This window comes from Flavobacterium sp. B183 (assembly GCF_023539155.1).
GTDB classification, from domain to species: Bacteria; Bacteroidota; Bacteroidia; order Flavobacteriales; family Flavobacteriaceae; genus Flavobacterium; species Flavobacterium tructae.
Window position 1 is genome coordinate 2,200,345 of sequence record NZ_CP097434.1, and the last position, 14,065, is coordinate 2,214,409.

11 protein-coding genes are annotated in these 14,065 nt (G+C 36.1%); 4 read left to right on the plus strand and 7 right to left on the minus strand.

The features are described from left to right. The first annotated feature begins 40 nt into the window (after positions 1 to 40). Complete coding sequence (locus M4I44_RS09730) at positions 41 to 2,791, plus strand: outer membrane beta-barrel protein (RefSeq protein ID WP_249967167.1); 2,751 nt, start codon at positions 41 to 43, stop codon at positions 2,789 to 2,791. 149 nt (positions 2,792 to 2,940) lie between these two features. Here the strand turns inward: M4I44_RS09730 and M4I44_RS09735 are convergent, their stop codons facing one another. From M4I44_RS09735 to M4I44_RS09765, 7 genes are all read right to left on the minus strand, one after another. After that, the gene (locus tag M4I44_RS09735; protein WP_249967168.1) at positions 2,941 to 5,487 is read right to left on the minus strand and encodes a TonB-dependent receptor; all 2,547 of its coding nucleotides are present in this window, start codon (positions 5,485 to 5,487) and stop codon (positions 2,941 to 2,943) included. 251 nt (positions 5,488 to 5,738) lie between these two features. Continuing rightward, entirely contained in the window at positions 5,739 to 6,152 is a 414-nt protein-coding gene (locus M4I44_RS09740) for an Rrf2 family transcriptional regulator (protein ID WP_017498808.1), read from the minus strand. A gap of 228 nt (positions 6,153 to 6,380) precedes the next feature. Then, positions 6,381 to 7,208, minus strand: a complete 828-nt coding sequence (locus M4I44_RS09745; protein ID WP_249967169.1) for a YgcG family protein — start codon at positions 7,206 to 7,208, stop codon at positions 6,381 to 6,383. A gap of 3 nt (positions 7,209 to 7,211) precedes the next feature. Continuing rightward, entirely contained in the window at positions 7,212 to 7,649 is a 438-nt protein-coding gene (locus M4I44_RS09750) for a TPM domain-containing protein (RefSeq protein ID WP_249967170.1), read from the minus strand. Between the two features lie 56 nt (positions 7,650 to 7,705). Continuing rightward, complete coding sequence (locus M4I44_RS09755; protein WP_249967171.1) at positions 7,706 to 8,293, minus strand: LemA family protein; 588 nt, start codon at positions 8,291 to 8,293, stop codon at positions 7,706 to 7,708. Positions 8,294 to 8,333: 40 nt separating this feature from the next. Next, positions 8,334 to 8,666, minus strand: coding sequence for a MerR family transcriptional regulator (locus tag M4I44_RS09760; protein WP_017498653.1), 333 nt, complete (start codon positions 8,664 to 8,666; stop codon positions 8,334 to 8,336). A gap of 48 nt (positions 8,667 to 8,714) precedes the next feature. Further along, positions 8,715 to 9,692, minus strand: coding sequence for a M23 family metallopeptidase (locus M4I44_RS09765; RefSeq protein ID WP_249967172.1), 978 nt, complete (start codon positions 9,690 to 9,692; stop codon positions 8,715 to 8,717). A 264-nt stretch (positions 9,693 to 9,956) separates the two neighbouring features. Between M4I44_RS09765 and alaS the strand changes: the two genes are divergently transcribed. From alaS to M4I44_RS09780, 3 genes are all read left to right on the plus strand, one after another. After that, the gene (alaS, locus tag M4I44_RS09770; protein WP_017498651.1) at positions 9,957 to 12,587 is read left to right on the plus strand and encodes an alanine--tRNA ligase; all 2,631 of its coding nucleotides are present in this window, start codon (positions 9,957 to 9,959) and stop codon (positions 12,585 to 12,587) included. Positions 12,588 to 12,704: 117 nt separating this feature from the next. Next, positions 12,705 to 13,082, plus strand: coding sequence for a GxxExxY protein (locus tag M4I44_RS09775; RefSeq protein ID WP_249967173.1), 378 nt, complete (start codon positions 12,705 to 12,707; stop codon positions 13,080 to 13,082). A gap of 148 nt (positions 13,083 to 13,230) precedes the next feature. Next, entirely contained in the window at positions 13,231 to 13,983 is a 753-nt protein-coding gene (locus M4I44_RS09780; protein ID WP_249967174.1) for a DUF2207 domain-containing protein, read from the plus strand. Positions 13,984 to 14,065: the final 82 nt, after the last annotated feature.

A 14,065-nucleotide genomic window follows, 5' to 3' on the forward strand; every position in this document is an offset into this window, starting at 1 on the left:
AGCTCTTATGGAGTCTTACTGTCTCAAACGAACCATTTTCATGACCAAATATTTATATTTCCTGATTACTTTCCTTTTTTGTTATGCGGCGAGTGCCCAAAATGATATTGTTATTAAAGGAACCGTAGTAGATATCAATACGCAATTGCCGCTTGAGCTGGCAACGGTTTATTTTACCACGGTTAAAGATTCTACCGTAATCGAATATGCAACAACCGATAAAAATGGAGCTTTTAGCATTACCACTAAAAAGTATGATAAACCTGTTTTTCTGAAGGTTAATTATATGGGATATCAGCCTTATTTTGAAGAAGAAAAGAGCATTCAGGAGAGTAAGGATTTTGGCAAATTGTATTTGCTTGAAAATGTAAACGCGTTAAAAAATGTGGTGATAAAAAGTGAAGCACCGCCCATTACCATTAAAAAAGACACTTTAGAATTTAATGCGGCTTCCTATAAAGTCCGTCCGGACTCCAATGTAGAGACTTTATTGAAACAATTACCGGGTTTTGATGTGGGAACTGACGGAAAAGTGACCGTAAACGGAAGAGAGGTTAATCAGGTCTTAGTTAACGGGAAAACTTTTTTTGGTAAAGACGGCGCGATTGCCTTAAAAAATCTGCCCGCGGAAATAATCAAAAAGGTTCAGGTGTCTGATTTTAAAACGAAGAAAGAAGAGCTCTCCAAACAGGAATCGACTTCAGATTTTTCAAGCATTAACATTACGATAGACGAAAAGAAAAACAAAGGGTACTTTGGGAAAATATTGGGAGGTTATGGTTCCGACGATCGATATGAAAGCAGTCTGATTCTGAATTTTTTCAATAACAAACAGAAAATAAGTCTTTTGGCTTCTTCCAACAATATTAACTCCACGAGTTTTGCAATGGACGAGGTTTTTGATACGATGGGAGGCGGACGAAATAGTAAGGGAAACACTAGTTCAGGTAGTGGTAAAGGAATCACACAGTCGAATTTAATTGGACTTAATTACTCCGATGACTGGTCGAAAAGCTGGTCGGGAATGGGAAGTTATAATTTCTCGAATTCCGTTAATACTAATGATAGCAAGTCAGATCAGGTGAGTTTTTTGCCCACCGGAAATATTGCCACTTCGGCCGATTCTAAAACCAGAAATGAAAATACCGGAAACAATGCGAATTTTGAACTGGAATATAAAATTGATCCCACAACCCGATTGGTCATAATACCAAAGGTCAATCAGTCCCGTTCGAATAATAACTCGTCTTCATCAAGTTTTTCGGAAGATGAAAATGGGAATTCCTTAAATGAAAGCAGTGCTAAATCCTACTCGGAAAGTACCAATACGAGTTTGGGGAATACCATCAATTTTAATAAAGCTTTCAAAAAGGATTATCGTAATTTTAATCTTTCTTTTGACAGTAATAACACCAGTACAGATAGTGAGGCTCAAAATCTTTCACAAACTATTTTTTATCAGGACAACAAACCTAATGACGATAGAAATCAAAAAAGCCTAAACAACAACAAAAGTGATGTTTATTCGCTTGAACTTGAGTATACCGAACCGGTGACAGATTCACTAAGGTTAAGATTCGGTTCAAATTTTGACTGGAATAAAGAGATCAAAGATGCAAAAACATACGATTTTGACAATGCGACACAATCGTATTCGGATTTGAATGAGTCTTTAACCAATTACACCACTTCAAAGCAAAATTCTTTCAGTCCGAAAGTTGGATTAACCTGGCAAAAGCGAAAATTTACGGTTAATTTAAACAGTAGAACTGCCATTGTAGCGTTCGACAATCATTCTTTATACCTGAACAATGCTACCGATTTGAACAAACGATATGCTTTGCCTTATGGCGATTTTCAGGTTCGATACAAATTTAGCCGTTCGAAAAATTTGTCATTCAAATACGATTATTCCAATGCGCTTCCTACGGCCGTTCAATTGATGCCGGTTTTAAATTTAACGAATCCGTTGAATACGATCACCGGAAATCCTGATTTGAGTCCTATTGAGAAAAACAGCGCTAATATTAGCTTCAGAAACTATGATTTCCGCACGCGTTCCGGTTACAGTTTGTTTGTAAGGGGAGATTATTATAATAACGATGTGGTGTCGACTTCAATTTATGATGATAGTGGAAAGAGAACCACTACTTATGTCAATATTTCAGGAACTTATACGACCTCGATTGGTGGAAACTGGAATCAGTCGGTAAAAAGAGATGCTCACCTTTTTAGATATGGTTTGGGATTAAATGGAAGTTATTCTTTTGACAAAGGATTTACCAATGCTGTATTGTACAATGCAAAATCAACAGCAATTACTCCAAAGCTTAATTTTACTTATGAATACGGTGAACTACTAATCATTTCTCCATCTTATAGTTTGTCTTATAACGAAACCAGATACGAGAATTCTTCAAGAGATGCCAGTTCAAATGTGGTGCACAGAATCAATTTGCAGACCACAAGTTATTGGCCGGAAAATCTGATTTTTGGAAATGATTTTGGCTACACTTATAATTCAAGCATTTCGGGTAATTTCAAAAAAGATTTTTATCTGTGGAATACCAGTTTGTCTTACGGTTTCTTTGATAAAAAAGTATATGCTAAAGTAAAAGTTTATGACGTTCTAAACCAGAATCAAAGCGCAACGACGTCGATTTCCGCAACATCAATCCGTGATGAAGAAAACACTGTTTTAAAGCGTTATATTATGTTCTCAGTAAGTTATAAAATAGGAAATTTTGCTGCTGAAAAAGGGAAAAAGAAGAGGCAAAGAGAGGAGTTTTGATTTTAGAACAAGACAATAATGGTTTTTATTTGAGAGACAGCTAGGATATTAGATTTTTGTAATTTAGATTTTGAAATTTTAGAAATAAAAAAACGAGATAAGTTTGGAAAACCTATCTCGTTTTATCGTATTTAAAATTAACTAAATGCTTATAATGAATATTTTAAAGTAATACCATAAGTTCTTTGATCACCAAGTACAGCGGCATATTGTCCTGCATTTCCACCGGCAGGCAGTAATTGCTCATAGTAATCTTTGTTTAATAAGTTACGACCCCAGAAATGAACAGATAATCCTTCTGATGCGCGGAATCCTAAACGAGCGTTAAAAATAGCATAACCCGGAACCACTAAGTATTTTGAAGCAGAAGGACTTGATGAAAATTCAGAACGTGCATAAGAATCAACAGCTAAGAAGATTTTTCCTTTGTTTCCGAAGAATTTTGCATGGTCAGAAAGTTCACCTCCTAAAGATCCTGCCCATTTTGAAGCACCTGGTAATTCTGTTCCGGAAACATCTTTAAAAGCTACGGGAGCTCCTGTTTCTTCTAATGGAAGTGGTGCATTGGTAAATTTAACATATTTTGCATCTGTATAAGTCGCGGCTGCATTCACAGTCAAGTGCTGGCTAAAAACAAAACTGGCATCAAGTTCAGCACCTCTTACACGTACTTTATCAGCATTGGCAAGATAACCACGGTTTACACCAAGTTCGGCAGCCTGAACATTGGTTTGAAAATCTTTAATTTCCGTATTAAAGAAAGTCAGATTAAAGATGGAATTTTTGAAAGGAGAAGTTTTTACTCCAACTTCATAATGATTTACTTTTTCAGGTTTGATTACCGCAAGATCTAATAATGGCAGTCCTTTAGAATCTGTTGGAAGTCCTGCAACATTTACACCCACCGGTTTGTAACTTTTAGCGTAAGTAGCATAAGCATTGATTTTGTCAGATGCTTTATAAGATACAGTTATGTTTCCTGAGAAATCGGTATTGTCAGTATTCGAAGCAAAAGACTGATCTGAGTAAACCGATTTTTTAAGCGCCAGTAATGCCGGATCAGTAGTTTGAAGACCACCGTAAGTAGTACGGCTGTATTGAGCATCTTTTTTGTCGAAGTTATATCTTACACCCGGTAATACATGTAAACGCTCGGTAATTGCCCAGTCAATCTGACCAAAAACAGCAGCGCTGGAAGCTCTGATTCTGGCATCCGTTTTAATTCCGTATCCTTCAAAAAGTCCCGGAGTTTTCCATAACGGACTGGTACTACTTTGTGAGAACCTCCATTGTGCATTACCGGATTCTTCTGTTCCGTCTGTTTGCGAAGTTTGATCAATAAAGAAGGCACCAACAACACCGCTAAGTTTAGAAGTTAGCTGACCTGCGTAACGTACTTCTTGTGTAAATTGAGTCTGTCTGGTTGGATTTTGAGACTTAGCCAAAACTTGTAATCCTGTAAAGTCTCTGTCATTTGATGGATCCCAGTTCCAAAAACGCCATGCAGTAGTGGAAGTAAGTGTTCCTGTTCCAATTTTAGTATCAATGTTAAGAGAAATACCTCCCATGTCCTGTCCCGAACGCCATGGTGTATCGTGATCGATTTTTCGGTCAAAAGCATTTTGGCTTGGTAGCTGATAGTTTAAATCTTTAATGATAGCATTAAATTGTCTGTAAGCAGCTCTTTGCGTAGGTGCGACACCAGCCACAACCTGCGCGTATCCATCCGGACGTTGCGTTGTGATATCGGCTGCCAGAATAATATTCGTATTTTCTGACGGAGTAAAAAGCAATTGCCCTCTAATTCCCTGATTGTTTAAACTGTTCGTAGGTCTTCCCGTAGCCACATTGTCGATCAAACCATCACGTTGTGTACCTGAAAAGGAGATACGACCAGCTACTTTTTTACCCAATGCTCCTGTAACGGATGCTTTCGCCTGAAGGAAAGCATAATTTCCGTAACTCACTTCAAAATCAGCACCAGTAGTGAAACTTGGTTTGCGAGTGGTAATATTAAAAGCACCAGAGGTAGTATTTTTACCAAACAAAGATCCTTGTGGTCCGCGTAATACTTCAATTTGTTCTACGTCAATAAAATCAAGAGTAGTGGCTGCCGGACGGGCATAATAAACCCCATCTACATAAAAACCAACACCCGGATCGATACCGTCGTTAGTAAGTCCGAAAGGAGAACCAAGGCTACGAATGTTGATTCCTGTATTTCTTGGATTTGAAGAGTATAACTGTACAGAAGGAACGAGTTCTTTAATTCGGTTCACATTAAAAGCTCCGGTTTGTTCTGCTTGTTTACCGGTAATTACCGATACGGCGATTGGCACGTCCTGAACTTTTTCGATTCTTCGTCGCGAAGAAACCACTACTTCAATAAGTTCGTTTTCTTCTTTAATGGTTATTTGTAGGGGAGCTATAGGTAAATCGGTAAGTTCGATCTCAGTAGTTTTATAGCCTACATATTGAACTAATAAGGTTAGCGGAAGTTTTCCTCTGCTGTCGATGCTGAATTTTCCGTTTTGATCGGAAGTAGTATTTGAGGTTGTCCCTTTTATAACAATGTTTGCCGCTTCTAAAGGGATGTTTTCACTTGTTTTAACAACACCTTCAATGTTTTGTGCAAATGCTATAGAGAAGGTTAAAAAAGATAAGATTGTAAGTATATTTTTTGTCGAATTTTTCATTTTTACATTAAGTATATGTGATTAGTAGAATTTAAAATAAATTTTTTTTACCAACACATACACATTGTAGAAGAATAGTTTTTCACAGTTGTGAATGGAATAATATAATTTCTTTGCAAAAGATTTTTCGATACATCGATTGGTTGTGAATGTACTCTCATAGTTAAAACTTTAGTAAATGATTTGTTAATTATTTTTTGCAAATATATATATAAATTCTATCGATTTACTAGGAATTAAAAAATATTTTTTTATTTCTTGATGAGAGAGGCTATTGTGATGCCTTGCATGGCTTTAAGAGTCTCGTCCCGAATGATCATTAAACCATGTCTTAGGCTGCATTCTTCCTCGGTTTTACAATCAGAACATGGTTCGTAAAAGTTTAATGAAGCACAAGGCAATAAGGCAATTGCACCGTCAAATAAACGGTGAATTTCTGCCAGAGTGATGTCATTTTTGGAGCGTATCAGATAATATCCGCCAAATTTTCCCTGCTTACTGCTTACCAAACGTCCTCGTTTCAGGTCTAATAAAATCTGCTCCAGGAACTTTTTAGGAATATTGGCTCCATCAGCGATTTCAATAGTTCTTGAAATGTGATTTTCGTCTTGTTCTGCTAAATAAAGTAAGGCCTTAAGGGCATATTTTGCTTTATGTGATAACATCTTTTTTTTAATTATGAATTATAAATTGTGAGTTGTAATTTTTGGGTTTTGAGTAGTTAAACTTAAATTTTATTTTAAAATTTAAGTTTAAGGGGAAACCTGAAACCTGAAACCTGAAACCTGAAACCTGAAACCTGAAACCTGAAACCTGAAACCTGAAACCTGAAACCTGAAACCTGAAACCTGAAACCTGAAACCTGAAACCTGAAACCTGAAACCTGAAACTGTTTACCAGCCTCCGCTAGAACCTCCTCCAGAGAAGCCTCCTCCGCCAAAACCTCCGCCAAAGCCACCTCCGCCTCCGGATGATCCTCCGCCGAAGCCTCCAAATCCGCCTCCGCCGCTTCTTCCAAGATTACTTAGAATGATGACATCGAGCAGGCTAGGGCCGCCGCCTCCGCTATTATTGCCTGAATTACCTCCGCCGCCTCTTTTATTTCGGGACAGTAAAATTAATACAATTACGACAATTATAATAAAAGGCAGGATTGGAAAATCTTTTCCTTTGGTTTGTTTGCGCTCGCCTTTGAATTTTCCTTTAAAAACATCAATGATAGCATCTGTTCCTTTGTCAAGTCCGTTGTAAAAACTTCCGGCTTTGAATTCCGGAATAATTATATTTCGGATGATTGTTCCGCCAATTCCGGCAGTCAATCGGTCTTCGAGACCATAACCAGGATTTATGGCAATTTTTTTCTCCTTTTTTGCCAGCAGGATAATAACACCATTATCGTCTTTTGCAGTTCCTCCAATTCCCCAGGTTTGTCCCCATTTGGTTGCTAACTGACTTACATCTTCACCTTTTAAACTTTCGATCGTAATGACTACAATTTGAGTAGTAGTGGAGTCAGAATAACGAATTAGTTTTTGTTCCAGCTGAGATTTTTCAGCTGCATTTAAGATGTTGGCATAATCGTAAACCGAAGTTTGTAAACTTGGTTTTTCAGGTATTGTAAATTGTGCAAAAATACTGTTGCAGGTAACAAGCGCGATAAACAAAAGAGTAAACTGAAAAATTCTGTTGGAATTTGAGATTTTGTATTTTGAAATTTTCATTATTTATCCTTTTGATATTTCGTTTGATAATTCATTGCTGTCACCTTCAGACCACGGAAAGTACTTTTTCAATTGTTCGCCGGCATTCAAAATGCCATCAACAATACCTTGTTTGAAGTTTCCTGATTTAAATTGTAGAATCATGGCATCTTTGGTACAGTCCCAAAAATCAGGAGTAACCACATCATTTATGCCTTTGTCTCCGCAAATTGCAAAAGTTTTATCAGCAACGGCAAAGTAAAACAAAACCCCATTTTGAAGCTGGGTTTCGTGCATTTTTAATTCATGAAAAACTTCCAAAGCCCTGTCAAAAGGGGCTTTAGAAGTTGTTTGTTCTATATGTACTCTAATTTCGCCAGAAGTATTATTTTCGGCCACACGAATAGCTTCAACAATATCTTGTTCTTCTTCTTTGGATAAAAAATCTTCTACTTTTGACATTGAAATAATTTTAGAGTTTAGATTGTTGACTTTAGATTATGATCTAAAAAAAGGTTTTAGAATTTTACTTCAACCGGTTTGTCTGCACCTTCAACAGCATTAAAGTATGCTTTTTCTTTAAATCCAAACATACCTGCAAATAGACTATTTGGGAATGTTTTGATGTGACTGTTGTATGGTTTTACTGCTTCGTTGAAACGTGTTCTTGCGGTTAAAATCTGATTTTCAGTACTAGCCAGTTCGTCTTGTAATTTCAAGAAGTTTTCGTTTGCTTTTAATGTTGGATATTGCTCAACAGAAACCAATAATCTTGATAAAGAAGAAGATACGCCGCTTTGAGCTTTGTTGAATTCAGCAAGTTGTTCCGGTGTAATATTCGTAGGATCTACGGTTACGCTTGTTGCTTTTGCACGAGCTTCGATAACAGCTGTTAAAGTTGATTTTTCGAAATCGGCAGCACCTTTTACAGTGTTTACTAAATTTCCAATAAGGTCATTACGTCTTTGGTAAGCTGTTTGAACATCTCCCCAGGATTGCTCTACAGTTTGGTTTAATGTTACCGCAGTATTGTTAATCCCTTTAACCCAGCTGTAAATTCCAATAAGTACAACTGCTCCAATAATCCAAGGCAAAAATCTTTTCATGTGTATTTAATTTAAGTTTGTTTCTGATTTAATTAATAGGTTATAATTCGTTCTTAATATCGATTAATTGTGTTTTAATGGTCTCTAATTTACGTATTATTTCGAATTTATCTAATGTTTTCTTTTGTCCTTCTTTCAAATGTGTTTTGGCACCTTCCAGCGTAAAACCTCTTTCTTTAACCAAATGATAGATCAATTGTAAGTTGGTGATATCTTCGGGCGTAAACATTCTGTTGCCTTTGGCATTCTTTTTTGGTTTCAAAATGTCAAATTCGCTGTCCCAAAACCGAATCAATGATGCATTGACATTAAAAGCTTTGGCTACTTCGCCAATGCTGTAATATCGTTTATCTTTTGAAAGCTCAATATGCATGTTTCTTAATTTTCTATATTTATTCCAAAAATACTACTTTTTGCAGTATTAATCTAATGACTGATTTTCCTGGTTAGCCATTTGTGAAATGGCCACATATTCGACTGCCGAAATATTGCCGTAATAGAAGTTCAGCGGATTTACGACTTTGCCGTCTTTGTGTACTTCATAGTGACAATGCGGTCCTTCAGATCTTCCTGTGCTTCCCACATAACCAATAACATCACCTCGTTTTACACGTTGTCCGGGTCTGCAATTGTATTTGCTTAAATGCGCATACAAACTTTCGTAGCCAAAACCATGCCTGATGACGACATGATTTCCAAATCCTGATGCTGAATTATCGGCCCGCTCGATAACGCCATCTCCTGTAGCATAAACGGGAGTGCCTGTTTTGGCGGTGAAATCCATTCCGTTATGCATTTTTCGTACTTTCGTGAACGGGTCGGTTCTGTATCCAAAACCTGAAGCCATACGAATTAGATTCTCATTTCGTACAGGCTGAATGGCCGGAATTGCCAGCAATAAAGTGCCTTTTGTACTGGCTAATTTTAAAATTTCATCTAATGATTTAGACTGAATCGCTAATTCTTTAGAGAGACGATCTATTCGTTTTGTGGTGTTTAAAACCAGTTGAGAATTGTTGTAACCCTCTAAATCTTTGTATTTTCTGGAATCTCTAAAACCTGCTTTTCGAATAGAATCCGGAATCTCGGCTTTATTAAAATAGACTCTGTAAATGTTATTGTCTCTGTTTTCCAATGTCTCTGCTACAGCATCGATTTCATCCATTTTTCTGTTCAGAATGGCGTATTGTAATTTCAGATTTTCAATTTCTCGTGCCTGTAAACGATCTTTTGGCGTTTCAAAATAGGGAGTATTGATTAAAAGTATAAAAACTAAAAAGCCAAATAATGCCGAAGCCAATAAAAACAGTAATGCATAGCCAACTTTAGCCCTTTTTCGGGTCTTTATTTTTGTATAAGCCAGATTTTCTGAGTCGTAATAATATTTTACTTTCGCCATATTTTAAAATACCCTATTTTTGCAGCTTGTAAAATAAGTTAGTCGAACAAATTTAATAAATGTTTCATGATGTTCGAAGCTTTTTTCAGGAATAAAACAGTTAGATAATGTGTCAATTTGATAATTAGATAATGTCTTAAATGCGAAAATTATTGTTTGGAACTTTAATTTTTGTATTAAAAAGAGGTAAGTATCACATTTTCAGATTAACATGTTTCTAATTAAGTATCACATTTTCAAATTGACACATTTTCTAATTTTAATATGAAATCACAAGACGTACGTAAACAATTTTTAGATTTTTTTGAGAGTAAAGGACACACTATTGTTCCTTCGGCTCCTATTGTACTTAAAGACGACCCAACCTTAATGTTCAACAACTCGGGAATGGCCCAGTTTAAAGAATACTTTTTAGGAAACGGAACGCCAAAAAGTCCAAGAATTGCCGATACACAAAAATGTCTTCGTGTTTCAGGAAAGCATAATGATTTAGAGGAAGTAGGGATCGATACTTATCACCACACGATGTTTGAGATGTTGGGGAACTGGTCTTTTGGAGATTATTTCAAAAAAGAGGCTATCAACTGGGCTTGGGAATTGTTGACAGAAGTGTATAAAATTCCAAAAGAAAATCTTTATGTTTCGGTTTTCGAAGGAAGCAAAGAAGATAATGTTCCGTTTGATCAGGAGGCTTGGGATATCTGGAAAGAATTAATTGATGAAGATCGTATTATTCTAGGGAATAAAAAAGACAACTTCTGGGAAATGGGAGATCAGGGACCATGCGGACCTTGTTCTGAAATTCATGTTGATTTGCGTACTCCGGAAGAAAAAGCAGCCGTTTCAGGTAAAAGTTTAGTAAACAACGATCATCCTCAGGTGGTTGAAATCTGGAATAATGTATTCATGGAATTCAATCGTAAAGCTGATGGTTCGTTAGAAAAACTTCCTGCGCAACACGTTGATACCGGAATGGGATTTGAGCGTTTGTGTATGGCATTACAAGGAAAAACATCCAATTATGATACCGATGTTTTCATGCCTTTGATTAGAGAAATTGAAACTATCACCGGGGCAAATTATACCGTTAAAGCATCAAACGAAGCGGAAGAAAAAGTAAATATTGCGATTCGTGTAATTGCGGACCACGTTCGTGCGGTAGCTTTTGCTATTGCTGATGGACAGTTGCCGTCAAATACCGGTGCAGGTTATGTAATTCGTCGTATTTTGCGTCGTGCTATTCGTTACGGATTTACTTTCCTGAATATAAAAGAAGCTTTCATCTACAAATTAGTAGAAACTTTAAGTGAACAAATGGGAGATTCTTTCCCGGAAATCAGAACTCAAAAAGCACTTTGCTCGAATGTGATTCGCGAGGAGGAAAACTCTTTCTTACGTACACTTGATCAGGGATTGGTACTTTTAGATGCTGTGATTCTGAACAATTCAGGAGATACCATCGATGGTAAAAAAGCTTTTGAATTGTATGATACTTACGGTTTTCCGATCGATTTAACAGCTTTGATTCTTTCTGAAAAAGGCTTGAAATTAGACGAAAAAGGATTTCAGGAGCAGTTGCAATTACAAAAAGAACGTTCTCGTGCAGCTTCAAAAGTAACTGCAGGGGACTGGAATGTTTTGGTAGAAGATGATATTCAGGAGTTTGTAGGTTACGACAGATTATCACATCAGGTGAAAATTACGAAGTACCGAAGAGTAGATAGCGTGAAAGATGGTGAAATTTATCAATTGGTTTTCAATGCGACTCCATTTTATGGTGAAAGCGGAGGACAAACCGGAGATAAAGGATATTTGGAAGCTCAAAACGGTGATATTGTTTATATCATTGATACTAAAAAAGAAAACAACCAAACGATACATTTGGCAAAATCGTTACCTGAGAATTTAACAGGAACATTTAACGCGGTTGTGGATGCCAATCAAAGAGCAAAAACATCGTCAAATCACTCGGCTACGCATTTATTACACCAGGGATTGCGCAAAATATTAGGAACGCACATTGAGCAAAAAGGATCTATGGTTCGAAATGCTTCTTTGCGTTTTGACTTCTCTCACTTCTCAAAAGTATCCGATGAGGAATTAAAAGAAGTAGAAAATTTTGTGAATGCAAGAATCCGTGAAAGTTTGCCTTTAATCGAAAAAAGAGCCATTCCAAAAGATCAGGCTCTTGAAGAGGGAGCAATTGCTTTGTTTGGAGAGAAGTATGGTGACCTGGTTCGTATGATTAAATTTGGTGATTCTGTCGAATTATGTGGAGGAACTCACGTGGCAAATACGGCTGATATCTGGCATTTCAAAATTATTTCTGAAGGAGCTGTAGCGGCAGGAATTAGAAGGATCGAAGCTATCACAAGTGAAGCTGCAAAAGATTATTTTGAGTCTCAATTGCTTTCTTATGAAGAAATTAGAGAGACCTTGAAAAATGCTCAGGATCCTGTGAAAGCGATTCAGTCTTTACAGGAAGAAAATATTCAGTTGAAAAAACAATTGGAAATCTTGTTGAAAGATAAAGCCAAAAACATGAAAGGTGATTTGGCTAAAGAATTGCAAGAAATCAATGGCGTTCAGTTCTTAGCAAAACAAGTAGATTTAAATCCGGAAGGAGCAAAAGATTTGGCTTATGAATTGGGGAATTCTTATCATAATCTGTTTGTAGTTTTTGCAACTGCACAGGAAGGAAAACCTATGTTAACTTGCTACATCTCTAAAGAAATTGTTGCAGAGAAAAATCTAAACGCAGGACAGGTAGTTCGTGAATTAGGAAAATACATCCAGGGAGGAGGAGGAGGACAGCCTTTCTTCGCTACCGCAGGAGGTAAAAATGTTGATGGAATTAGCGAGGCTTTGACGAAAGCGATTGATTTCGTGAAGTAATTTTTTTAGTCTCGCAAAAGACGCAGAGTCGCAAAGTTTTTTTAAGCTTTGCGACTTTTTTTTTAACGGAATAATCTTTTGTAGGTTTTTTCTTTTTTTTTTTGTAAAAAGGAAAAAATGACAGAGAATGAAATTTCAGCTATCGTAGTCGATGTTTGTTATAGAATACATGTAAAACTTGGACCAGGATTATTAGAATCTGTTTATGAAGCAATTTTGTATCATGAATTAACGAAGAGAGGTTTACGTATAGAAAGGCAAAAGCCCTTACCCTTAGTTTGGGATCAAATGAAATTAGACATCGGATTTAGAGCTGATTTAATAGTAGAAAACAAAGTGATTTTAGAAATTAAATCAATTACACAGATTTCTGATGTTCACGCAAAGCAAGTTTTGACTTATCTCAAAATCACGAAAATGAAATTAGGATTATTAATTAACTTTAACGTTCCAATTATTAAATATGGTATTAAAAGAGTAGTGAGTAATCTGTGATAAAAAGTTTAAAAAAACTTTGCGACTCTGCGTCTTTGCGAGATTTGCAAATTCAGAAATAAGAGTTTTTTATAGATAAAAAGAGATAGGTTTTTAGGTTTTGTTTTGCTTTATTTGTAGGATTAATAAACAAATAAATTTACCAAACATGAAAAGAATTCTATGTTTTTTTAGTATTTTATCACTTATTTTAGCTTCTTGCTCCAGTAATGTTGAAAGTGCTGTCAATGCAGAAAATGTGCTTTTGCCCATGACAGAAAAATACACAAATGCCTCTTATCCGGAAGATAGCAGTACCGTGACTTATGCTTATGATGGAAACAAAATTACCAGTTTAACATACGACAATGGATCTGCAGTTGTATTTACGTACACCGGTAATTTAATCACAAAAGCAGTATATACAGAAACTTACGAAGGTACAACTCATACAAGTACTACTACTTTTACATATGAAAATGATAAACTTAAATCTACTTTAAAAGTTAACTCGGGAAATTCTTTGCATAAAAAAAGAACTTATACCTACAATGCAGACGGAACAATTTCGACGATTACACTTCTAATTAATCCACAAACACTTGAAGAAACTGAAGATTCATCCAGCATTCTTACTTTGGATGTTAATGGTAATATTATTAAACAAGGATCGGATGGTTTTACGACTGTAGTAGAATATGATACTAAAAACAGTCCTTTCAAAAGTATATTAGGATATAGTTCGTTGCTGGATTCCGATGTTTTTGATCAGGATGTTAACTCTTCAAATAACCTGACAAAAGTGACTGATATATCTGGCGATGGTAGTCAGGATATAAACACCTATGTGAATACATACAATAGTGATAATTATTTAACTAAATCGGTAAATGGCAGTGAAACAAAAGAGTATACCTATTAAAAAAAAACAATTAGAAAAATAGAAGTACTCTCACAAGCTTATTTGAAAAGAAACGAGTTCCGGTAAGAAAAATGTAAATCCG